The organism is Psychrobacter sp. 5A.1, assembly GCF_030407455.1.
In the GTDB taxonomy this organism is placed as follows: Bacteria; Pseudomonadota; Gammaproteobacteria; order Pseudomonadales; family Moraxellaceae; genus Psychrobacter.
Genome location: NZ_JASDDJ010000015.1, coordinates 1 through 23,854, shown reverse-complemented (window position 1 = coordinate 23,854; position 23,854 = coordinate 1). Strand labels below are relative to the sequence as shown.

At 42.3% G+C, this 23,854-nt stretch carries 18 protein-coding genes; 3 read left to right on the top strand and 15 right to left on the bottom strand.

Annotation, left to right across the window (positions count from 1 at the left end):
- Positions 1-66 precede the first annotated feature (66 nt).
- The 8 genes from QL982_RS05120 to QL982_RS05085 form a co-directional block, all read right to left on the bottom strand.
- Complete coding sequence (locus QL982_RS05120; protein WP_201579079.1) at positions 67-789, bottom strand: hypothetical protein; 723 nt, start codon at positions 787-789, stop codon at positions 67-69.
- A 167-nt stretch (positions 790-956) separates the two neighbouring features.
- Positions 957-1,718: a hypothetical protein gene (locus QL982_RS05115; RefSeq protein WP_290190197.1), complete on the bottom strand. Its 762-nt coding sequence runs from the start codon at positions 1,716-1,718 to the stop codon at positions 957-959.
- Positions 1,719-1,781: 63 nt separating this feature from the next.
- Positions 1,782-3,167 (bottom strand): restriction endonuclease subunit S, encoded by a 1,386-nt coding sequence (locus QL982_RS05110; protein ID WP_201601828.1) that lies wholly within the window; start codon positions 3,165-3,167, stop codon positions 1,782-1,784.
- A complete protein-coding gene (locus tag QL982_RS05105; protein ID WP_290190196.1) occupies positions 3,167-5,533 on the bottom strand; it encodes a class I SAM-dependent DNA methyltransferase in 2,367 nt (788 codons plus the stop codon). The genes QL982_RS05110 and QL982_RS05105 overlap by 1 nt, the downstream gene beginning before the upstream one ends.
- A 406-nt stretch (positions 5,534-5,939) precedes the next feature.
- Positions 5,940-6,467 carry a hypothetical protein gene (locus tag QL982_RS05100; protein ID WP_290190195.1) on the bottom strand — a complete coding sequence of 176 codons (528 nt, stop codon included), beginning with the start codon at positions 6,465-6,467 and terminating at the stop codon, positions 5,940-5,942.
- On the bottom strand, positions 6,460-7,443 hold the full coding sequence (locus QL982_RS05095) for a hypothetical protein (protein WP_290190194.1): 984 nt from the start codon (positions 7,441-7,443) through the stop codon (positions 6,460-6,462). The genes QL982_RS05100 and QL982_RS05095 overlap by 8 nt, the downstream gene beginning before the upstream one ends.
- A gap of 49 nt (positions 7,444-7,492) precedes the next feature.
- On the bottom strand, positions 7,493-7,882 hold the full coding sequence (locus tag QL982_RS05090) for a hypothetical protein (protein ID WP_290190193.1): 390 nt from the start codon (positions 7,880-7,882) through the stop codon (positions 7,493-7,495).
- Between the two features lie 861 nt (positions 7,883-8,743).
- The gene (locus tag QL982_RS05085; protein WP_290162084.1) at positions 8,744-9,106 is read right to left on the bottom strand and encodes a hypothetical protein; all 363 of its coding nucleotides are present in this window, start codon (positions 9,104-9,106) and stop codon (positions 8,744-8,746) included.
- Between the two features lie 35 nt (positions 9,107-9,141).
- On the opposite strand from QL982_RS05085, the gene QL982_RS05080 reads away from it, so the two are divergent.
- Positions 9,142-9,939, top strand: coding sequence for an NAD-dependent deacylase (locus QL982_RS05080; RefSeq protein WP_290162085.1), 798 nt, complete (start codon positions 9,142-9,144; stop codon positions 9,937-9,939).
- Between the two features lie 106 nt (positions 9,940-10,045).
- Here the strand turns inward: QL982_RS05080 and QL982_RS05075 are convergent, their stop codons facing one another.
- The 4 genes from QL982_RS05075 to QL982_RS05060 form a co-directional block, all read right to left on the bottom strand.
- Positions 10,046-11,044: an adenosine deaminase gene (locus tag QL982_RS05075; protein WP_290162086.1), complete on the bottom strand. Its 999-nt coding sequence runs from the start codon at positions 11,042-11,044 to the stop codon at positions 10,046-10,048.
- Between the two features lie 206 nt (positions 11,045-11,250).
- On the bottom strand, positions 11,251-11,775 hold the full coding sequence (locus QL982_RS05070; protein ID WP_290162087.1) for a TPM domain-containing protein: 525 nt from the start codon (positions 11,773-11,775) through the stop codon (positions 11,251-11,253).
- Positions 11,776-12,017: 242 nt separating this feature from the next.
- Positions 12,018-13,199, bottom strand: a complete 1,182-nt coding sequence (locus tag QL982_RS05065) for a TPM domain-containing protein (protein ID WP_290162089.1) — start codon at positions 13,197-13,199, stop codon at positions 12,018-12,020.
- 143 nt (positions 13,200-13,342) lie between these two features.
- Entirely contained in the window at positions 13,343-13,972 is a 630-nt protein-coding gene (locus tag QL982_RS05060; protein WP_290162091.1) for a LemA family protein, read from the bottom strand.
- A gap of 999 nt (positions 13,973-14,971) precedes the next feature.
- Between QL982_RS05060 and QL982_RS05055 the strand changes: the two genes are divergently transcribed.
- Positions 14,972-16,519, top strand: a complete 1,548-nt coding sequence (locus QL982_RS05055; RefSeq protein WP_290162093.1) for an alanine/glycine:cation symporter family protein — start codon at positions 14,972-14,974, stop codon at positions 16,517-16,519.
- Between the two features lie 284 nt (positions 16,520-16,803).
- Here the strand turns inward: QL982_RS05055 and QL982_RS05050 are convergent, their stop codons facing one another.
- The gene (locus tag QL982_RS05050) at positions 16,804-17,409 is read right to left on the bottom strand and encodes a fasciclin domain-containing protein (RefSeq protein ID WP_290190192.1); all 606 of its coding nucleotides are present in this window, start codon (positions 17,407-17,409) and stop codon (positions 16,804-16,806) included.
- A gap of 518 nt (positions 17,410-17,927) precedes the next feature.
- Complete coding sequence (locus QL982_RS05045; protein ID WP_290165645.1) at positions 17,928-18,485, bottom strand: fasciclin domain-containing protein; 558 nt, start codon at positions 18,483-18,485, stop codon at positions 17,928-17,930.
- Positions 18,486-19,027: 542 nt separating this feature from the next.
- On the opposite strand from QL982_RS05045, the gene metH reads away from it, so the two are divergent.
- The gene (gene metH, locus QL982_RS05040) at positions 19,028-22,822 is read left to right on the top strand and encodes a methionine synthase (RefSeq protein WP_290165647.1); all 3,795 of its coding nucleotides are present in this window, start codon (positions 19,028-19,030) and stop codon (positions 22,820-22,822) included.
- A 191-nt stretch (positions 22,823-23,013) separates the two neighbouring features.
- Here the strand turns inward: metH and QL982_RS05035 are convergent.
- Positions 23,014-23,854: hypothetical protein (locus tag QL982_RS05035; RefSeq protein WP_290190191.1), on the bottom strand; the 841-nt coding region annotated here is incomplete at its 5' end.

Sequence of the window (23,854 nt, the reverse complement as noted above, 5' to 3'; positions counted from 1 at the left end):
GCACTCTACTAGGCTTTAGCCTAGCAAAAAACCTGACTGCTGGGCTAAAGCCGCAGCCTACGCAAACTAAGGCTCAGCACAAACCTTGGTCAAACTCTCACCAAACACTATTTTATTCAGTTGTTGCCGATAGATATAGGTTTTTTCGGAGTCGGCATGATAGACCTGATCATTGACGCAATTGCCAAAGCCAAAGGTAATCAAGTCAATTTTGGCATACTTGGCAGGATTACTGGCTTTCTCATCTTGATAACGGGACATGGCATAGCTATTTGTTAACGCGCGTTTTTCAACCAGCTGCTGCCATTTATCCTGTACGGCGGTTTCGTTACGAAAAAAGGGTTCGATGTATTGCTTGCACATCAATGGACTCTGCCGCATAGCTTGTATGGGTTCTAAATAAGCCAAAATAGTTAGCTTATTGTGTTTATACTCCCCATCAATAGACTTAATGAGCTGTTGCTTGTAGCGCTGTGCTTCGGGTACCACGTCCAGTCGTTCAACATTATGCTTAACTTGTTTATACTCTTCAGTCAGTGTTTCTAGGTCGGTCATAGATAGCGTATCTAAGTCATTAATATCCATCGGTGGAAAAAAGCTATTTAGATTTGAGCTATTTAAATGGTCGAAGACAAAATGTGAGTTTTCGATTTGCTTAGCGCTATACTTTGTATTATCAAACTCGCCTCGGTTATCGCATAGCTCATCTTGCCAGTGATAGACTTCGGCTTGGGCGCTAGTGGTAACCGCTATTGCGCCTAATAAAGCTGCTACGGTAAACTTTTTCACCCTATAATTCCTTTTATTGTTTTCTGTATTTATTTTAACGGCTTTTGGGCGCAACCCAACCCCTCACATCAATCTTACCCGTAACAGCAGCAGATATTAAAGCGGTGCGGCATACTTGCACGAGTTGGGCGGTTTATTCGGCTTCATTAAAAAACGTAATCCAAGTTTTACGGCTCATCGCACATCTGCTTAAAGCTTTTACCAAATAACGCTTTATTCAGTTTTTGCTGATTACTAAACACTTCATCAGAGTCGGCATGATAGACCTGATCATTGACGCAATTACCAAAACCAAAAGTAACCAAGTTTATCTTGGCGTACTTAGTAGGGTTGCTGGCTTTTTCTTCCTGATAGCGCTTGGTCGCCAAATTGCGATAATATTGACCCCCATCGTCTGTGATATCTGCTTGTTCTTGAATTTGCTCTTCAACAAACTGCTTCCATCTATTTTGCACAGCCGTTTCATTCTTTAATAACGGCTCAATATAAGTTTTACACATTTGCGGGCTTTGCTTGAGTGCCTCACTGGGATTCAGATATCCCAAAATCGTCAATTTATTTTGTTTATATTCGCCGTCAATAGACTTGACCAACTCTTGCTTATAACCTTTTGCTTCAGGCACCACATCAAGTCGTTCAATATTATTCTTAACTTTTATATATTCTTCAGTAAGCTTGTCTAAGTCTTTCATCGATAACTTGTCTAGTGCATCAATATCCATCGGTGGAAAAAAGCTTTCTAGATTTGATCTGGTTAAGCTTTCTAATACTAAATGTGAATTCTTGATTTGCTTAGCGGTATATTTTTTACTATCAAAGTCACCCTGCATACTGCAAAAATCATCTTGCCATTTATAGGTCTGTGCTTGGGCGATGGTGGTCACGGCCATTGATGCCAATAGAGCTGCTACGGTAACTGCTTTCATCATATAACTCCTTTTATTGATTTTCTTGTTTATCAAACGCAATATGCGCTTAATCTCTATTTACAGCTACTCAGGCGCTTGCCAGCCCCGCACATCGATCTTGCCTGTGACGGCGGCGGATATTAAAGCGGTACGGCGTTCACGGATTAGTTTGTCAAAACTAAGGGATTTAGAGATTAAGTCATCAATACCCTCTAGCTTCTCTTCAAGATAAGTTAGAATGTTTTTTTGCTCTTCAATACTCGGTAGTGATATTTTTAAGTTTTTAATATTACTCATGTTAAGAAAAGGTTGAACGTTAGAATTAGCCATTTCCATAAGAGTCTGATTCATTAAATGAAACATCAATACTAAATACTCTCCCTCAATCTTATTCTGATCAACCGAAACTTTACAACTACCTGTTGTCGATAATATAGCTTCTGGTATATCGCTCGGTAATAAACATGCATTACCTATTGTCCCAACTTTTGAGAATAAAACATCGCCAGGCTTTACAGAATGTCGCTTTAACTGTTCAAATTTTTGCTGGCGCATAAACTTTAAGTTATCGGAAGAAAAACCATTGTTAGTGATATTTACAGTTCTAATGACAGGAATACCATCATCTACATAATCTTCACTAGTGTTTACGCTCGAACCAAAAGGCCCGTCTACCATTGAGTCTTTTGCTCCAAGCACTATGTATTTTACGAAGCTAACTGTCCAATGCTCAGGTACTTCCCCCAACCATTCAACACCTGAATCTTTCATCGGCACATCAGGGTTTAAGCCTTTGGTCACCGCATGACTGATCACGGCTTGGCGCTTCTCTTTTAACAGTTGGATAAGGGTTTGCTGTTTTTCGATTAAGGTGTCGATTTGGGCAGTTTCGTAGTCGAGGAAATTAGCGATTCCCTCTTGCTCAACTCGCGTAGGTAGTAAAATATTAATTGATAAAAAATCTTCCTTAGCAATACTTTGCATGCTGCTACTAGCACCCTCTGCAAAATTTGAAATTTGATCTCTAAAGCCTTTGAGGTACATAAAATAATGAAGATATTTTGAGCTTTGAGTTTCCTCATCGTTATAGACAGTTTGCCATAAACGATCGGGAAGATAGAGGTTGCTGTAGTCCTCTTTGACGTAAACAGCAGCACCAACAAGATCAGGCGTATTCATTCGACTTATTATTATTGAGCCTGCTCTTACTGGGCACTTAACTCTACTCAACTCTTCTTCAAACACAGTCTTGTTTTCTTCGGCACGAAACTCTCTAGTGTAAACGCAACTTGTTTTTAGAACACCAAACTCTCCTTCCGATTTAGGGTAATCAGCAGCATTTACACTAACACCTGACTCAAGATTTTTTATTAAATACTTGAGCTTAGTCACCTGCCAACCTTGAGGCATTTCAGGGATCCAGATTACACCTGTAGGTTTATACTCTTCATACTGCTCGTATTTCGCCATTATGAATGCACCTCACCCAATAACTGCATAATCTCAGTGCTAACCGCATCCAAGTCTGCATCAATTTCAGCTAGCGGACGCGGTGGCTCATACACATAGAAGTGACGATTAAACGGAATCTCAAAGCCGACAATGCCGATATCTTCATCGATGGCATCTGTCTTATCGGCATTGATCCACGCATCAGGCACATGCGGCTGTACTTCACGCGCGAAATAACTTTCAATCAGCTCCGTCGTTGTCACTTCAGGATTAAGCGGTACGTTTTCATAATCGCGCAAATCGCTGTCTGTTTGGAACTCTACGATTTTGGCTGGCTTGTCTGAATTGGTCGGCTTATAGCTAAATGCACCATAAAGCGGATTGGCAACCTTGACCGCTTTTTTGATAACGGGTTCGGCGTCAGGGTTTTTCCAAGTGATGGCATCCATCAGCTGCTTTTTCTCTTTGGCGTCCAAATTCACATCAGTATCTTTTAGCGCTTGTTTGAGCACCTTCTCAAACTCATTGAAATCATCGAATTGATTTTCACCAATCGACGCTTGCAAGGCTTTGGCTTTATTCATGATCTCAAGCTGATCCTGCCAGAGCTTGGCATCGAGCACATCTTTAATTTGCTTTTCTTTTAGCTCGCTAAAGTCTGCCTTAATCATTGCACGCGCTTCTAAGGTGACCGCCGATAAGTCGCCGTAGCTGTCAGTCGTCCACTCACTACCAAATGCCTCATACAGCGCTGGCATGACCATATCAAACGGCTTAGGCGCATAACGTAAGGTTTCGATGGCATCATCAGACAGCTGAGCGGATAGACGTAGCGGACGCTCGATTGTGATACGGCGATAGCCAAACTCATGGGTGGCAAATATCTTACTGGCGAAAGTTTTAGCAGGCTCAGCTTTAGGATTGGCAGACTGACGGCCACGGTTAGACTTCACCTCTTCAGGCTTATCTAACACACGCGCATCAACCACTTCAAAGTCACCAAAGCTGCGAATAATGGTTTTGATATCCTCATCGCTCATCTCATTACGCTTTGAGCCAAGTGATTTACGCATCTTGCTGTATAGATTACTACCATCGATTAATTGCACTTTGCCGCGGCGCTCATCTGCTTTTTTATTGCTGAGTACCCAGACATAGGTCGCGATACCCGTGTTATAGAACATATCGGTAGGCAGAGCGATAATGGCTTCTAGTAAATCGGCCTCAAGGATATAACGGCGAATCTCACTCTCGCCACTACCTGCGCCGCCTGTGAATAGCGGTGATCCATTTAAAATAATACCGATACGGCTGCCTTGATTGCTATTTTGAATGCTGCTGCTATCTGTAGCTTTATCATCACCAGTAATCGGACGCATCTTGCTCAGTAAGTGCATCAGGAATAATAGCGAACCATCAGACACGCGCGGCAAGCCCGCGCCAAAGCGACCGTCAAAGCCTTTTTGCTCATGCTCATCTTTGATCTCACCTGATATCTTTTTCCAGTCCACTCCAAACGGCGGATTAGACAGCATGTAGTCAAACTGCTCACCTGCCAGCTGATCGCTGGATAAAGTATTGCCTAGCTTAATGTTATTAACCTCTTGGCCTTTGATCAGCATGTCAGCTTTACAGATGGCATAAGACTCAGGGTTGAGCTCTTGCCCATAGGTACGCATGACCGCGTCAGGGTTCAGCTCTAGCACGTACTCCATACCAGAGGATAAGAAGCCACCTGTGCCCGCTGTAGGGTCATAAATAGTGCGAATAATGCCGTCCTTGGTCAGCGCGTCATCATCTTCCATAAATACCAATGAGGTAGTCAGGCGCACAATATCGCGCGGGGTAAAATGCTCCCCTGCGGTCTCGTTTGAGCTTTCAGCAAAGCGGCGGATCAACTCTTCAAAGACAAAGCCCATTTCATGGTTAGATATCGTCTCAGGACTAAGATCAGTAGTGGCGAACATCCGCACGACTTTATACAGCAAGTTGGCATCGGCCAGCTGACCGACAAACTCTTCAAATTTGAAATGCTCAAATATCTCACGCGCGTCTTTAGAGAAAGATTGCACATAGGTATTGAGGTTATCCTTAATATCGCTTTGACCCATCTTGCTAAGATCCATTGGCGAGGTATTGTAGAACGGTCGCTTGCTGGCACGAATGATGAACTTCTCTTGCGCTTCCTCTGGCAGACCTATATCAGCGATACGCTGGTTTTCAGTGACGACAGCGGCTTTGGTCTCTTCTAACACACACTCTAGGCGGCGAAGTAGCGTGAATGGCAAGATTATGCGGCCGTATTGCGATTGCTTAAAGTCACCGCGTAATAGGTCAGCGACAGACCAGATGAAAGCCGCTGTTTGAGAGAAGTTCTTAGTCATGGGTTCGTCTTATTTTTTGTTGGGCGAGGATGATGTGACAAGATAACCTGTTATTGATTAGATTATTAACCGTTGTCCCATCATAGCTATGATTTAGCCATCTTAAGGGTATCGACATTACTCGGCAAGTCTGAATGTGCATTCTAGGGATAAAAGAATGAGTTTAATGGCATAAAAGCTCAATAATAAAAACCCGCTCAATGGTGAGTCAGGGTGATGGAATAGGTTGGGTTCTAGGTCATTTTAATGTTGTTATGAGGCGGCTAATCTGCGGTAATATTTATTGAGTTGCTGCGTGGTGCAGATATTGCACTCAGCATTTTTTAGTAAAATTAGAAGAATAAAAAACCCACCGTGAGGCGGGTTTAGATCTTTCCTAGCAGCTATTTGAATTACGTATTGCAAGTCACTTACCGTTTGCCTCTTTCATGATGTCTTCATGAGCAGATTTCTTCTTCAGTCTTAATAATAACTTTTGCTCAAAATCTCTAATTTCGGCGAGTGTGTCCCATGCGAACTTAGTATCGAATAAAGAAGAAATTATAATTGACAAACTCAAAAATAATGATTGCGTAGAGGATAAAAACCCTGTAACACCTAATGTAACAACCATTGATATAACGGAGATATAAATCATCATGATTTTAACAATACTATTAGACCTTACCTGAATGGTGTGATTCAGTCGCTTAATTTCACTTGGCTTCAATCCTTCAATTGCTCTCACTTGCAATATAGCATTATAAGAGTTAAAGAGGTGAGACATAGGGAATAACATTACTGTTAATAAGAAATAAATTGGTGCATCAAAACTAAAGTTAACTTTCATTGCTATAATTAAAGAGGCAAGTGACAGTACTGACAGCGCAAGCACTGTCAGTTTTGGTGAGTTATTTATTTTAAACTCTTGTAAGTCTTTATTCTTACTATTCACTGAAATCAACATTATCTATCAGCCATGTGTGTATTTGAGATTTTAACCCAGCTTGATACACGTTTCCTTTGATAATTTGCATGCTTATTGTACCAGATAGTTTCATTTGGTCAGCAGTAATTGAGGAACCATCAGTCAAATATATCTTATAGTCATCGGAGTGTCTAAGTGATGCTGCGACACTGTCGATGACCCGCTGACCACTTTCTGACGTCTTTCTATCATAAGTCATTTCAATCTTCATTTTTAAATTGGCGTCTTCTAAGTCGTCTTCCAAGCGCATTGTTGATAGGTCATCATCTAACATTGCCTTAAAAACTTGTACTACTTTATCTGAAAGTGTGTAGCTTGCAGAAGCTTTTTCAGTACTATCTTGATTGATCTCAGAGTCAATATCCGTACTCATTACTAGAGTTTTAGCTGGCGTAGAGTTTAGTTTTTGCTCTATTTCCAGATTTGGAGTGTCTTTTAGAATTACAGCATAATCGTCTGCCATAGCTTCTGACGCCTCTCCCAATAACCAATCGAGATAAGATTCAAGCGTTCTGGCTGTTAAAGTTCTGGATTGAATAATAGCCATATGGTTCTTAATAACGCCAAAATACAAAACTGAATCAACGAATTCTCTTTTGAGCTCTTCAGCGTTTTCATTGTTTATTGATGCTATTTGAGACGTGGATAGAGAGCTGATTTTATATTCACTAGCTTCATCCTCTAGGTCTATGTATTGTTGTGATTTGTCGATTTCAACTATGACTAGCTCTCCATAAATCATGTTTTTATATTCACTAACATGATTTATGAAAATAGAATCATCAGATTCGTTAGATACTGATTGCTGTCTATTTTTGACCTTATAATAACTTGATGAGTCGTCTATAACGACTTCTTTAATATAGTCATAGAGTGTTTTTTCACCTTTTAAATCAACTTTTTTATAACGTATAGTTTTGTTTTTAGTTATACTTTCCTTCATTTTAATTCTCCGATAAATATTTAGTTACTACCAACGCGGCCCAAAGATTTTACACATTACACGCCTTCAACCCAACTTCTACAGCCTCACTCAAGTCAGTCCCCTTCTTAAGGCTATAAGGCACGTTTGGGGTCAAACCGTCTTTTTTTAGAGATTCTGCAGCAGCCTTATTAAGCGGCGTACCGATAGCAGAGTCTTCAATGTAGTCAAAAGGTTGAAAATACACTTCAATGCCAAAATCTGGATAATAAACACAGGAGATCTCGCCATCTGTAGTGAACGGGTAGAGCGTATTATGATCAGCGGGCCAGAAAGCTTCATGCACTGTAACAGTACCAGAAACAAATTGACGAGCGTAGCTATCATCTTGAGTAGGAGAGCATGCAGCTAACAATAGGGCTGTTGAAATGATTAACCACCTGAACATATTGATTCGCATGGTACTTCATCCTTGTCTCGATTTAATCTAGTACTACCACACTTGAACGCTTATTTTACTTCTCCATCTCAGCAACGGCGTTTGCTTTGCTCTCTTCTGATACGCACTCTAGGTGGCGCAATACCCAATAGATCAGCGACAGACCAGATAAAGGCTGCTTTTTGAGAGAAATTTTTGGTTATTGAGTTATCTTATTGTTTGTTAGACAAGGATGGTATGACAAGACAACCTGTTATCGATTAGGTTGTTAGCCGTTATCCCATCATATTTATGATTTAGCCATCTTAAGGGTATCAGCATTACTCAGCAAGTCTGAATGTGAGATTTGTTAGATCAGCGAAGAGACTAGATTATTAATTGACCTTTGTCCTATCTATTTGATAAAGTTTATTTAAGGAGCCTTGGTATTGGCTAGATACGGAGAACGCATTAAACGTTTCGTTTATGTCATTATCCCCTAGAGCTGCCGAGGCTTCTTTTTTTACGTTTAAAATACTTATGTCTTGGCTAGCAATAGGAAAATGTTGTTAAATTTGTTGTTAAATATATTCCAGTAATCGATCTAAGCTATCTATATAAAGGCTTGCAGCGATATGATTGACTCCCGCCGAGCGCACCAATCATTATATTTACAGCCTCGCTCCACCCTTCCTTAGCACTACCCTAAACTGCCCATACTCATCAAACCTACATGTCCAAATGTTTGCGGTTTTTCTGTGCCCGTATACTTCTGAGGCTCTCACCTATAGTTGGTTCGGTATAATTTGGATACAAGGAAGCCGAGTGAAAGGACTACAAACAGTAGACTGAGCGAGACTGACACCGTACCCAATTTATAGAGGATTGACTATATAACAAAATTTACTCTGCCTCTTGCAAATTGGCAGTCAACTGAGCACGGCTGGGTACCCGGTGGTAATTAATGACAGGTACATCGCCCAAGCGGCGCTGACTCTCGGCAACCTTCTTATCAATCGTAATCATTGCAATTTTCTTACCTTGCTTACGGACGAGCAAGTGATTTGTTTTGCGTGTGGCGCGATAATCAGGAAAATACTGCGCTAATAACGCTGATGTTTTTTGCAGCGCATCATTCGGTGTTGCTTTTTTTGATTTTGCACTACGATGCTTTTCGCCTGCTTTTGCCCCGCGTGATTTTGCCACGAACCATAAAGCCGCGATGACGGTAAACAATATGACAAGCCACCAAATTCCGTCTATCATAAGAAAAAATATCCATTATTAGCAAGGGTTGGCTCATGTTAGCAGAATTATCACCAGCGTTAATAGCAGAAGTAAAACTTGCCGCAAAACTGTTGGCATCAAAACGACGTATTTGCATTTTGACTGGGGCGGGCATTTCAGCAGAAAGCGGTATCCCAACGTTTCGAGATAAGCAGACAGGGTTGTGGGAAAACTACGGCGTCGAAGACTTGGCCACACCTGAGGCTTTCGTTCGCGATCCCAAACTGGTGTGGTCATGGTATCAGTGGCGCAGACAGGTGGTGGTAGATAAAGCACCAAATCTAGCCCATCATGCGTTGGCTGAGTGGCAGTATCATGCACAAACTTCTGATCAGCAAGTGACACTCATCACCCAAAATGTCGATGACTTACATGAACAGGCTGGCAGCTCGGTGACGCATTTGCATGGTCATCTGTGGCGTAACCGTTGCGGTCAATGTGAGGCACCCTATCAAGATCAATCAAGAGCCTCCTATGACAACCAAAACGCCATGAGCTTTGATGAGGCATTGCTTACCTGCCCGCATTGCGACGGCTATATCAGACCAGATATTGTATGGTTTGGTGAAGCGTTGCCTGTAAATGAGTGGCAGACAGCAGAAGCCGCTGCGACTAACTGCGAGGTCTTTATTAGTATTGGTACATCAAGCCTCGTCTATCCTGCTGCTGGATTGGCACAGCTGGCCAAGCAAAATGGCGCTCAAGTCATTGAGATTAATCCCGATCCAACACCGAATACCATTGTCGATATCACATTAGCAGAAAAGGCTGGAATGATACTGCCGCTACTTATACAAGAAATGACTGCTTGATAATGGCTACTGCTGATACGTGTTATGGGATGATAGACAATAAAAAAGGCTTAACGGTTTATATAAACCGTTAAGCCTTTGCTACTAACAACAGACTCGTTAAAGCTTATTTCAGTGCAAGATCAACTCTCGCCAAGTAAGCTTCTTTTAACTCATCATCTATAAATGCCGATCTAAATGAGTTTTTTACCAACGTAATAATATCGTCTTCCGTAATCGGTAGGTTTTCATATAGGTTGATGAAGTTTTGATTCACATACCCTTTGAAGTACGCTGGGTCGTCTGAGTTAACGCTGATATTTAGACCATAATCCAGAAGTTCTTTGATATTGTGCTCTTTATAAGTCTCAAAGACTTTTAGCTCGATATTTGAGTTTGGACAAACCGTCAGTGGCATTTGCTCATCTTTGAGTCTTTGCATCAACTCTGGGCTTTTTATAGACTGTACACCATGATCTATTCTATTGATATTCAACAAATCCAATGCTTCGTAGATATATGAAAAGTCTGCCTCTTCGCCTGCATGAGCGACCAATTTAAAGCCTTTGTCTTTGGCTTTTTTGAAGACCTCTTTAAATTTCGATGGCGGATTGCCCAATTCTGATGAATCAAGACCGATACCAATGATATCGTCTTTGAACGCCATTGCTTCTTCTAGCGTTTTAAAGGCTTCTTCTTGTGATAAATGACGCAAGAAGCACATGATAATGCAAGAAGTGATGCCGTATTTTTCCTTGGCATCTGCGAGCGCTTCTTTGATACCTGTGATTACCGCTTCAAAAGGTACACCACGTTCGGTATGGGTTTGTGGATCAAAAAATATCTCTGTATGAATGACATTGTCTTCAACACACTTAAGAATGTATTCCCATGTTAAATCATAGAAGTCATCTTTGGTGAGTAGGACGTTTGCACCTGCATAGTAGATATCTAAAAAGGTCTGAAGATTGGTGAAATTATAGGCATTACGTACATCTTCTATGTCTTTATAAGGTATCTCTACATTGTTTTTTTTGGCCAATCTAAACATGAGCTCAGGCTCTAACGACCCTTCAATGTGTAGGTGCAATTCAGCCTTCGGTAGCTTCTTTATCAAATCAATCATAGTATTCCAATAATGGTGGTATCGAGACGAGCCCTAGTGAATGTTGCACAGTAGGATAGTAAAACCAGGCATATATGAGGTGCGGTCTATTCCAAAGGCATTATTTTAACACCAAAACCATACCGCCTAAAACAAAACCCTGCGACCGTATAAGGCGTTCTTTGGGAGATAATCTTATTATTAGGGGGTGATGACGATGGCTAACACTACTTGAGAAACACCACCGTATCAGACAGCTCATTGCCTTCTGGGTCATGCTCAAGATGATAATACTGGCGCATAACCTGCCCTACTTCATCCAGCAGTTCAGCCAAGCTCGCTTCTGTCTTTTGGGTAGCGATACCAGATACGGCTTTTTCGCACATTGCATTCCATACCGTGGGACTAACGTGAGCGCTGATACCTCGGTCTGCGACAATCTCTAGTTTACGCTCGCATACATTGACATAAATCAAGACACCTGTGTTTTCTTCAGTATCCCAAACGCGATATTCACTAAACAAATCAATCGCACGCTCACGGCAGTCCATGCGATAGGCTGCTTGGATAGGCAGATGGTTTTCTACGATCAAAAACACCTCACCACGGTGCCCACGCTCGGCTCGTGTCACGGCGTCTGTTAATCGTGCCTTGGATTCTGATGTCAGCCACTTACTATGCAATAAAGGGACAAACAAAACCTGACGCCACCAGCGGGCAAAACTGGGGTTTGAAGCGTTGTTTTCTACCATTGTATTATTTCCTCAAGTACGTCATGTTCGATGGTTATTTAGAGTTATTTTATTAGGGCGTGTCCTCAATTCAATCGATAGTTATCTAAATGGGCTAAAAATAGCTAAATCTTGCCAAACATCGTCAAATAGTTGGTCAATATCCCGATATTATCTGCACTATTTTCCTCGTTTGACGGCAATTTATCTCATTTTTATCACCATTTTTAAAATGAGGACACGCCCTAGGGCCTATTGAGCGTTTACCACGATCCACCTGCGCCGCCACCACCAAAACCACCGCCACCGCCGCCAAAGCCACCACCTCCGAAACCACCACCGCCACTGCTGCTGCCTCCGCCCATACCCGGCAAGAATACCATGCCGCCTCTGCGTCTACGTTTACCGCCGCCTTTACCGCCTCCGCCACCACTAGCAAATATCAAAAACAGCCATATAAATATCGTCATAATAGATGTCATAATGAAGCTGCCACCCAAGGCTAATGATCCCACAAAAAAACCACCAGCGGTTATAGTAGAACCAAACACGCGCCCAAAGATACTGGTAATAACACCACCAAATACCAATGCCATAATAAATAAGAAAGTAGGTGATGGTAGCTCATTTGAGCCTTGTTGAGCAGTGCGCTCTGCAGCTTGCTCATCAGCACGAGCCAAGACCTCAGGATCAGCGGTCAGACGCGTGTTGAGCGCACCAATGCCAGCCAGTATTCCAGCACCATAGTTGTTTTGTTTGAATAACGGCGTGATATCTTCACGAATGATACGGTTGAGCGCAGCATCTGGCAACACCCCTTCTAGCCCGTAACCCGTTAAGATATACATATCACGGTCATTGACCGCGACCACCATCAGTAGGCCATCATCGATAGCTTCATCGCCCAATTCCCACTTCTCTGCAACTTGCAATGCATAATCAAATATTGGTACACCATTAGTGGTCGGAACGATAACCACTGCTGCTTGTGCTAAGCCTTGCTGATAAATGCCTCTCAGCTGCGACTCTAAACGTAGCTTTTCTTGTGGATTTAGAATATTGGCCTGATCAACCACGGGTTCGTTAAGTATCAATTTATCAGCATCGACACCCTCGGCACTTGAGCGTACAGGTGGCTGTGCTGTTGCTTGAACATTGGCCTCAGTTTTATAATTGGCGGTGCTTTGGTTGATTGCATCATTGCCTAGGATTGCGCCATTGATAGCATCGTTATTTAATACGGCATCCTTGATTGTTTCATTGGACTCACCTGCCTTGGCAATCGCCACCAACTCTTCGACACTACGATTTTGTAGATTCGAGGGGCTATCTGTCGCAATAGCACTACTTTCATCATCGACATTGGACGCAGCATGCAGCACTGACGCGCCACTGACACTGAGTGTAAATAGTAATGCTGATAAGACTGCTTTTGAATGATTCATCTAATCTATACCACCTTAAATGACATTTTTACAAATTTATAGGCGCTAACTAATTTATAGGCGCTAACCAACCTTCATTACGTCATCCGCTAAATATATAGAGCGGCATATACCACTCTATTTTTGTATATCTCCAACAAGCTCTACTCTGCCGCTTCTTTAGAGTCACCAAAATCAACACTTGGTGCGGTTGAAATCGCGGCTTCATTGGCCACACTAAAGTTTGGCTTGGTATCCATGCCAAATACTTTGGCTGTGATATTGGTTGGGAACTGGCGCACTGTTGTGTTGTATCCCTGCACTTCTTGGATATAGCGGTTACGCGCAACAGCGATACGGTTTTCAGTACCTTCTAACTGCGCTTGCAAATCCTGAAACAGTCCATCTGATTTTAGATCGGGATAACGCTCAGACACCGCCATCAAACGTGACAGTGCGCCTGTCATTTGCTCTTGCGCTGCCGCATAACGTTCCATCGCTTCTGGATCATTGAGCACCTCTGCTGTCACGGTGATACCGCCAGCACGTGAGCGAGCCTCCGCCACTTGGGTGAAGACCTCCTGCTCTTGCTCGGCATATTGCTGTACGACTTTGACCAAGTTTGGCACCAAATCAGAACGACGCTGATATTGGTTGACCACTTCTGACCATGAAGCCGTCACTTGCTCATCTTGTGCCTGCAGGTTGTTGTATCCACAGCCGCTTAGACCAACGGTAGAAGTTGTCAATAAAGCGGCTAGCAACATCGGCTTGATAATAGATTTACGCGTCATCGTTGTTTCTCCTAATAATGATAAATATCTAGTAACACGTTTTTAATAATTTTTAGCTTTTCTCGTTCAGTATTCATACGCCAGTCATGCACTCTATATACCTTATATCTAGGCTTACTTCTATTAATATGATACCAAATGCATGACATTGCTTGTATCATGAAGAATATGACCTAAAAAATCTTGTGCTAATAATGGCGTGATAGGCGCTCTTTTACAATTGAACGTTACCAAAACACAACCGCACCGCCTAAACGGTAACTTGTTTATATCACTATAAAAATGAAACAAAAATCGAACCAGACAGTGCAGTTATCTAAAATATTGTGTAATTGCAAACAATTATTTATAGGTTTTCTAAGTATTGCACACCTATATGCTGAATAAAATATGAATATATCTATCGCTGATAAAGAAATTTCTAGTAATTAGTACAAAAATATGGCAAATTGCAGTTACGTAGCCGTACGGTTTGAATACATTTGGTAGTGGACTTATAGTTTGATTAGTATTAGCGAACCGTTGATTTCTACATGAAAACATCAATCAACTGTCAAATATTCGCTCAATAGCTTCAACTCGTCATACCAATTATGCTTTCATTCAAGACAGCTTATAGCAAATTGAATGCCATCATAGTGATGGACATTTAATTATATAACCGCCTGTTTTATCCGCGGGTCAACTTACGATTCATCTGAACTTATCATAGGATGATAGAAGACCGCAGTCATTGAGGTTGTAGAATAATAGTAAACGCAACTGATCTGAATATTGTCAATGATAAGCACTGTGCAAATAGTCGACATTACTGACGGACTCAGGCGGATAAATACAGACAACAACAGTCCATTCTTGGTGGCCAAGCACGTATGAGACTCAAAAGGTACACATGGGTCGATACAGAGAATTTAACTGCTTAACTTAAATCAGTAAGTTAACCAGTTAGTTTACTTTTAGCAGACAGCGCCACCTTGAGACAGTACTAGGGATATAAATATGGAAAGTTTAGTTAACTTAGTAAATGGAATTATATGGAGCCCAGCACTGATCTATCTTTGCTTGGGAGCTGGTCTGTTCTATTCCATTATGACGCGCTTCGTACAAGTACGCCTATTCGGTGAGATGGTCAAATTACTATTCACTGGTAAGTCTAGTGCTCAAGGTATCTCATCATTTCAGGCACTTGCCGTCTCACTCGCAGGTCGTGTGGGTATGGGTAACATCGCTGGGGTAGCTGCTGCTATCGGCTTCGGTGGCCCAGGTGCTGTATTCTGGATGTGGATCGTGGCCTTCCTAGGTGCATCTACTGCCTACGTTGAGTCTACTCTTGCACAGATCTATAAAGAAAAAGATGTGGTGACTGGCGAATATCGCGGCGGCCCTGCTTACTACTTTGAGCGCGCACTTGGCCAAAAGTGGTACGGCATCCTCTTCGCAATCGCTTCTATTTTATCATGTGGTATGTTCTTACCAGGTGTACAGGCAAACGGTGTTATCAATGCATTCGCACAGGTAATGGGCGAAGGTACTATCATGAACGTTGCAGGCCTAGAAGTTGGCTCTATGCGTTTGGTCGGCTTAGCCATCATCCTAGTCGTGCTAGGTATCATCATCTTTGGTGGTATTAAGCGTATTGCAACCTTTACTGAGTTTGCCGTACCTTTCATGGCATTAGGCTATATTGCTTTAGCCTTAATTATCATGTTCAGCAACTTCAGTTTGATCCCAGATGTATTTGGTATGATCGTTGGTGATGCATTCACTGCACAAGCAGGTTTTGGTGCGGCAATCGGTTGGGGTGTAAAACGTGGTATTTACTCTAACGAAGCTGGTCAGGGTACAGGTCCTCACGCTGCTGCTGCTGCTGAAGTTGAGCATCCATCACAGCAAGGTCTGGTTCAGGCATTCTCAGTATATGTTGATACATTACTGGTTTGTTCTGCGACTGCATTCATGATTTTGTCTACTGGCATGTACAACATTCAAGGTACATTACCAGATGGTCAGTTCATCGTACAGAACGTCGCCGCTGCTACTGAAATCAATGCCCCTGCCTTTACGCAAATGGCAATGGAATCTGTATACGGTACGTTTGGTAATGTCTTTATCGCAATCGCTGTATTCTTCTTTGCCTTTACGACGATTTTGGCTTACTACTACATCGCTGAAGTAAACGTGGCTTACTTGACTCGCTTCCTCGGTCGCGGTGCAAATAAAACAGGGCTATTCTTAGTAAAAATATTGATCATGGCGATGGTTGCTTACGGTGGTCTAAACTCAGCTGGTTACATCTGGGCAATCGGTGATATCGGTGTTGGTCTTATGGCTTGGCTTAACATTGTTGGTATCTTGGTCATCTTCATCGTGGCTCGTCCAACACTTACCATGCTTAAAGACTATGAAGCTCAGCGTAAAGCTGGTGTAACACGCTATAGCTTTGATCCTGCTAAATTCGGTATCAAAAACGCACCGTATTGGGAAGAGCGTCATTTAGCACAGCAAAAAAGCATGAAAGCAGATCCACTACATAAAGATAATGTGTAATATATTTTTAATGTGATGCTTGCTCAATCTTACTAATTGAATGCGAAAAGCCCGAGACCATCGTCTCGGGCTTTTTTATGTGGCGCCTGTTTATATAGTGCGTACAATTTTATAAGAATACCGCGGACAACCCAAGTACCCTACCAATAGCGATTTTACAGGTTTCACCCATCGACCTAAAAGCCATTAAGTCACAGACACAATCACAGACACAAAAAAGCCCAGCTCACTGGCTAGGCCTCTTCGATCTGATCTATCAACTATAGACGATAGATTATTATAAATTACTCAGGCATTAATACTGCATCGATAGTATGAACCACACCATTCGTTGCCATGATATCTGTGCCAGTGATGTTAGCCGTGTTACCAGTCGCATCAGTAATTACGTTGTCTTCACTGATAGTGATGGTTTTGCCGTTCGCTGTTTCGATCTCAGTACCGTAAGGGATATCAGCAGCGTTCACTTCCATGGCCAATACATGATAAGGAAGGACTTTCTTTAGCAACTCTGTATTTGCTAATAGCTCTTCTTTGGTCACGCCAAGCTTTTCTAATGCAGGCGCAAAGGCATCATCAGTTGGGGCAAACACCGTATGCTTGGTTTCTTCCATTAGCATGGTATTTAGACCAGCGGCTTTTAGCGCAGCCGTTAAGATAGTTAGATTTTCATTGGCAGCGGCTATTTCAGTGATGGTTTGCGTCGCTTCCATGTCCATCTCGGCCACTGGCTCTGCTTCGACGGCGTCAGTCTCAGCGACTGGCTCAACTGCCATCTCTTCAGTAGCTTCAGGCTCGGTTGGCTCTGCCACGGTTTCAGTGTCGTTACATGCCGCTAATGACATGGCTGCGGTTACGACTGCGATAGACAATAAGTTTTTCTTTAACATAGGTAATTCCTTATGAGATAAATAATCGATTAAGAGGTTTACTTAATACCAATAACTGTTAATAAATATAATGGCGACCGATTAGTGATAAATTTATCAATTATTTAGGGCGTGTTCTCATTTTAAAAATGGTGATAAAAATGAGATAAATTGCCGTCAAACGAGGAAAATAGTGCAGATAATATCGAGATATTGACCAACTATTTGACGATATTTGGCAAAATTTAGCTGTTTTTAGCCCATTTAGAGGACACTCGTTTAAAATGAGGACACGCCCTAGTAATGGTATTTAATCCCGTTATATTGATAGCTCTCAGTCTAACTATTTAGTTTTTAATTGGTATTTACTTAGGTAGCGACACTGTATCTATCACGTATATACTATTGTTTGCTTGTATAATGAATGCCAGACCAATCAACGATTGAGTTGCTAAGACTCCAAACCCTAAAACAGCCATTGCCTGATAATGAAATTATTACAAACAATGGCTGCTTAGTCTTGCAATCTCAGTTAATACTTATTTAGGCAACAAGACTTTATCGATGACATGGACAACGCCATTATTAGCGGCGATATCGGTCTTCAAGATACTTGCTGTGCGGCCGTTTTCATCCATCAACTTGCCTTCTTTAGTTACCATTAACGTGTCTTTGCTAGCGGTCATGACGTTACCAGGCTTAACATCTTTGGCATATATGGCCATATCACTGCTGATCACGTGATATCCCAATACTTTGGTCAATAACGGCTTATTCGCAAACAGTTGCGCTTTGGTCATGCCGGTCTCTTGCAATGCCTCCATAAAGGCTGCATTGGTTGGTGCAAACACCGTATAGTGAGCGTTAGGATCAGACAACATACCTGCTAAACCAGCGGCTTGCACGGCTTCTACCAACACCGAAAAATCAGGGTTGCTTTGGGCAACCTGTACGACATTCATCTTAGCCATACTCTTTTGGCTGTGGGTCGGCGCCTTCATATCTGCGCTTTTTGCTGGCATCATATTATTACAAGCACTTAGTCCCGCAATTGAAATCGCCAGTGTACCGATGGTAGCAATCTTAGTAAGTTTCATAGTGTTTTCCTTAATGATGATGTTTTTCAATGATGGTATTTTCGATAATAATATTGCTGTTTTACAGAGCCGTCTGCCTGCTAGGACATGCCGTTTATTTGAACCAGAACACGCCCTAATAAATGAGCCTATATTTATAAGTAAGTCTTACAAAGCCTTTGTATTTCTAAAATTAAATTAACATGTGAGTAATCTTTATCAATTGGCCTTTGCGCAACTTTTTGTGGTATGGGTGTAAATTCTGTCTGACTTCTGAGCATAAGCGTTGGCTTTCATTTGCAAAAGAAAAGCTTTATGTAATCGATGAGCGAAATGATATTCATTTGTGCCAATCTATTTTATGAAATAGACTCTCATATTCTAATTTGTTACTTAGCACGTCTCTGGTTTATCTATTGCCAAAGAGGAATATGCAGTATCCCTATATGGCAAACGTTTCATGCTAAAATAAAGTGAATTTGCGGGTCTCTTTATGAGACGCTGCACCCTACTTGTTTGTTATTCCTTCTTTTTTTAATAATTACGATATAAGCAGCACACCTATGACTCAAACAATGACTTCAAACACTGATGCCACTTCTCACTCATCACAATCTGCTGATGACTTTATACTGACGCCACCTGCTGTATTCCCTTTTGAAGAGCAGCAACGAACTGCGCGAGCACGTATCACTGAGCAAATGGCCTCAAGAATTTTGATGTTAGACGGGGCGATGGGTACGCAGATTCAAACCTATAAATTAGAAGAAGCAGATTATCGTGGTGAGCGTTTTGCGGATATAGACCAAGATGTGCGCGGCAATAATGACTTGCTCGTACTCTCGCAACCACAAATGATTATAGACATCCATAACGACCATTTGACTGCTGGCGCGGATATCATCGAGACCAATAGCTTCAACGGTACGCGTCTATCCATGGCCGACTACGATATGCAGTATTTGGTACCTGAGCTAAATAAAACGGCAGCTCAACTTGCCCGCAGTGCAGCAGATGCGTTCACTGCCAAGACACCTGATAAGCCTCGTTTCGTCGCTGGTGTCGTAGGCCCTACCTCACGTACTTGCTCGCTATCACCTGATGTCAATGATCCTGCGTTTCGTAATATCACCTTTGATGAATTAGTACTCAACTATCGTGAAGCGACCTTGTGCTTGATAGAAGGCGGTGTCGATCTTATCCTAATCGAGACGATTTTTGATACACTCAATGCCAAAGCAGCGATTTTTGCCATTACTGGCGTGTTTGAAGATATCGGCTTTGAATTACCGATTATGATTTCGGGTACGATTACTGATGCGTCAGGTCGTACCTTATCAGGGCAAACGGCTGAAGCATTTTATAACTCAATTCGCCACGCCAAACCATTATCGGTTGGCTTCAACTGTGCGCTTGGTGCCGATGCGCTGCGTCCACACATTCAAACGCTATCTAATATTGCCAATACTTATGTGTCAGCGCATCCAAACGCAGGTCTACCCAATGAGTTTGGTGAATATGATGAAACGGCTGATGAGACGACAGCATTACTAGAAGGCTTTGCAAAGGCAGGTATCTTAAACATCGTAGGCGGCTGTTGTGGTACGACACCAGAACATATCCGTCAAATCGCGAATATGGTGAAAAACTATGCGCCGCGTGTGATTCCTGAAATCGCCCCTGCCTGCCGCTTGTCTGGACTTGAGCCATTTACCATCACAGCAGACAGCTTATTCGTCAACGTGGGTGAACGTACCAACGTGACAGGCTCTAAAAAGTTCTTACGCTTGATTAAAACGGAAGCCTATACCGAAGCGCTCGATGTCGCTCGCGATCAGGTTGAAGGCGGCGCGCAGATCGTCGATATCAACATGGATGAGGGCATGCTCGACTCCAAGCAAGCGATGATTCATTTCATCAACTTGGTATCAGGCGAGCCAGATATCAGCCGCGTACCGCTCATGATTGACTCTTCTAAATGGGACATCATCGAAGAAGGCCTAAAACGCACGCAGGGCAAATCTGTCGTCAACTCTATATCACTAAAAGAAGGTCATGCTGAGTTTGTCGAGCGCGCCAAACTGTGTATGCGCTATGGTGCCGCCGTTATCGTCATGGCATTTGATGAAGATGGTCAAGCAGATACTTATGAGCGTAAAATCCAAATCTGTCAGCGCAGCTATGATGTGTTGGTTAACGAAGTCGGTTTCCCTTCTGAAGATATTATCTTTGACCCGAACATTTTTGCCGTTGCCACTGGTATCACTGAGCACAACAACTACGGTGCTGATTTCATCAATGCCACTAAGTGGATTACAGATAACTTACCCAATGCTATGGTGTCGGGCGGTGTGTCTAACGTGTCGTTTAGTTTCCGTGGTAACCCGATTCGTGAAGCCATCAACTCCGTTTTCCTATTTCATGCGATTACCAATGGCCTGACCATGGGTATCGTCAACCCTGCCATGCTTGAGCTATATGATGATATTCCAAAGGAAGCGCGTGACGCTATCGAAGATGTCATGCTCAACCGCAATCAAGGCGAAACAGGTCAAGACGCGACTGAACGCCTAATGACAGCGGCTGAAAACTATCAAGACGGTGGCAAGAAAAAAGAAAGCACGGTCGACATGAGCTGGCGTGAAGGCACCGTCGAAGCCCGTATTGCCCATGCGCTAGTAAAAGGTATTACCACCTTTATCGAAGCCGATACCAAAGAAGCGTGGGAGAAATATCCCAAGCCGCTAGAAGTCATCGAAGGCCCACTCATGGACGGTATGAATATCGTCGGTGATTTATTCGGTGCTGGTAAAATGTTCTTACCGCAAGTCGTGAAATCTGCCCGCGTGATGAAACAATCTGTTGCGTGGCTAAACCCGTATATCGAAGCCGAAAAAGTCGAAGGCGAAGTCAAAGGTAAAATCCTGATGGCGACCGTCAAAGGTGACGTGCATGATATCGGTAAAAACATCGTCGGCGTGGTACTTGGCTGTAATGGCTACGACATTGTCGATTTGGGTGTGATGGTCCCTTGTGAAAAAATCCTCGATACCGCCATTGCAGAAAAAGTCGATATCATCGGCCTGTCTGGCTTGATTACCCCAAGTCTCGATGAAATGGTCTATGTCGCCAAGCAAATGCAAGAGCGCGGCATGACGCTACCACTCATGATCGGCGGTGCAACGACGTCTAAAGCGCATACTGCGGTCAAGGTTGAGCCGCAATATCAAAACGATGGTGTCATCTACGTCACAGACGCCTCACGCTCGGTCGGGGTGGTCACCAAGCTGCTATCAAAAGAGCATCGTCAAGCGCTAATCGATGAGACACGCGAAGATTATGCCAAGGTACGTGAGCGTCTGGCCAAGCGTCAGCCAAAAGCGGCTAAGATCTCTTATGCGAACTCGGTCAAGATTGGCTTTCAATATGATTGGGAAAACTACGTGCCACCAGTGCCTAATAAGTTAGGCCAAGTGATATTGGATGATTACCCTATCACCAACCTACTGCCATATATCGATTGGACGCCGTTCTTTATCTCTTGGGGACTGGTCGGTAAGTATCCGAAAATCTTGCAAGACGATGTGGTTGGCGAAGCGGCACGAGATTTATTTGATAATGCCAATGAGCTGATGCAAAAAATGATCGATGAGAAATCACTCGTGGCCAAAGGCGTCTTTAAACTGATGCCAGCGCGCCGTACTGGTGCCGATACGGTTACGGTCTATGACAATACGCCTGCTGATGGTGGCAAACCGACCTATCAGTTTGAACACTTACGTCAGCAAAGCGACAAAGCCAGTGGCAAGCCGAACTTTAGCTTGGCAGACTTCATCTCGCCATCGGACACCCATACCGATCACTTGGGCGGCTTTACCGTCTCTATCGTTGGTACAGAAACACTCGCTGAACAATATAAAGCGGCAGGTGATGACTATAATGCCATCATGGTACAGGCACTGTCTGACCGTTTAGCTGAAGCATTTGCCGAGCATCTGCATCAGCTCATCCGTAAAGAGTATTGGGGCTATCAGCCGACTGAGTCACTCACTAATGATGAGATGATTAAAGAAAAATACGTCGGTATCCGCCCTGCACCTGGCTACCCTGCTTGTCCTGAGCATACGGAAAAAGGCAAATTGTTTGACTGGCTCGGTACGGTAGATGCAATCGGTACGACTTTGACTGAAAGCTATGCGATGTGGCCTGCATCATCGGTCAGCGGATTCTATTACTCGCATCCTGATAGTGAATACTTCAACGTCGGTAAAATCAGTCGTGACCAGTTAGAGAGTTATGCTGAGCGTAAAGGCTGGGATATAAAAACTGCTGAGAAGTGGCTGAATCCGAATTTGTAGTGGATTAGCTAATGCAATTATAGACACCTAATAGTTATTTTTTGGCTTACTCACTTAATATGGGTAAGCTGTTTTTTATAGAGTTATAATTTACTTTATATAAGTGATTTTATGGTTACGATGTGATTTTGGAGTAAATTTTAAATTATGAGTATAGATATTATGATAAATCAATTTAACAACTCTAAGAACTATTTATCTTTATTGACATAAACAATGTTTGTGTTTAAGTTTTTTTCAGATTTTAGTACAAAAAGCATTAAACGGGGCGTAGTCACAATGGGTAATAATACGAATGCCATACCAACCTCTATCTTAGAACAGATTACAAGAGCTATAAGAAATAACACAGTGAGTACAGTTGATATATTTGCATAATGAGTTGTCTTTCTAGTATGTAGCCATGCACCTCTATTAATTTTTTCGAAACTATCTGGTAAGGCAGCGATAATCACATGACCCATATTAAATAAAGGACCTACATCTGCATCAAGCTTAGTAGATTGATAAAAATAAAGTTCAGAACTGTCTTTCATTTTTATAATAATTTTAACAGCTTTAGCAAAAACAGAAGTCCTAGTACCAATGCATTGATGACATTGATATCTTTTTACATCTGCTAAAGATATGCTATGTAATTTATTACTTAGCGTGAAATCTAATTGACCTTCTTGTATTTGAACAGTACCTTGCTCTATCCAATTAATATTTTTCAAAATAGTCTGAGGCTTTTCAGTTAGCTGTGCTAAAAATATAATAGTGATTATTAAGATAATTAATATGGGTATGAAGGTTTCGAAAGTAAACATTAAGTAGAGCGCAAACGGAAAGCTACTAATCATTAAAACAGAAGCGACTGTAGTGACAATGCGTATTAAACTCGAGCGAGCATAAGAAAAATTCATTTCATAAACCCAGCCCTTTTGAACAATTTCCTGGTGATTATCAAACTGTATATAGTCAATCCACAATAAAACTAGTACAACCCATATCATAGAACAGTTTAGGTAAATTATTCTCCATCCAGCCTTG

What these genes read in the sequence shown, in the direction of transcription:
- QL982_RS05050 (WP_290190192.1), bottom strand. Translation starts at nt 17,409, where the DNA reads ATGTTAAAGAAAAACTTATTGTCTATCGCAGTCGTAACCGCAGCCATG.
- QL982_RS05105 (WP_290190196.1), bottom strand. Translation starts at nt 5,533, where the DNA reads ATGACTAAGAACTTCTCTCAAACAGCGGCTTTCATCTGGTCTGTCGCT.
- QL982_RS05055 (WP_290162093.1), top strand. Translation starts at nt 14,972, where the DNA reads ATGGAAAGTTTAGTTAACTTAGTAAATGGAATTATATGGAGCCCAGCA.
- QL982_RS05075 (WP_290162086.1), bottom strand. Translation starts at nt 11,044, where the DNA reads ATGATTGATTTGATAAAGAAGCTACCGAAGGCTGAATTGCACCTACAC.
- QL982_RS05080 (WP_290162085.1), top strand. Translation starts at nt 9,142, where the DNA reads ATGTTAGCAGAATTATCACCAGCGTTAATAGCAGAAGTAAAACTTGCC.
- QL982_RS05045 (WP_290165645.1), bottom strand. Translation starts at nt 18,485, where the DNA reads ATGAAACTTACTAAGATTGCTACCATCGGTACACTGGCGATTTCAATT.
- QL982_RS05115 (WP_290190197.1), bottom strand. Translation starts at nt 1,718, where the DNA reads ATGATGAAAGCAGTTACCGTAGCAGCTCTATTGGCATCAATGGCCGTG.
- metH (WP_290165647.1), top strand. Translation starts at nt 19,028, where the DNA reads ATGACTCAAACAATGACTTCAAACACTGATGCCACTTCTCACTCATCA.
- QL982_RS05060 (WP_290162091.1), bottom strand. Translation starts at nt 13,972, where the DNA reads ATGACGCGTAAATCTATTATCAAGCCGATGTTGCTAGCCGCTTTATTG.
- QL982_RS05090 (WP_290190193.1), bottom strand. Translation starts at nt 7,882, where the DNA reads ATGCGAATCAATATGTTCAGGTGGTTAATCATTTCAACAGCCCTATTG.
- QL982_RS05110 (WP_201601828.1), bottom strand. Translation starts at nt 3,167, where the DNA reads ATGGCGAAATACGAGCAGTATGAAGAGTATAAACCTACAGGTGTAATC.
- QL982_RS05085 (WP_290162084.1), bottom strand. Translation starts at nt 9,106, where the DNA reads ATGATAGACGGAATTTGGTGGCTTGTCATATTGTTTACCGTCATCGCG.
- QL982_RS05095 (WP_290190194.1), bottom strand. Translation starts at nt 7,443, where the DNA reads ATGAAGGAAAGTATAACTAAAAACAAAACTATACGTTATAAAAAAGTT.
- QL982_RS05070 (WP_290162087.1), bottom strand. Translation starts at nt 11,775, where the DNA reads ATGGTAGAAAACAACGCTTCAAACCCCAGTTTTGCCCGCTGGTGGCGT.
- QL982_RS05065 (WP_290162089.1), bottom strand. Translation starts at nt 13,199, where the DNA reads ATGAATCATTCAAAAGCAGTCTTATCAGCATTACTATTTACACTCAGT.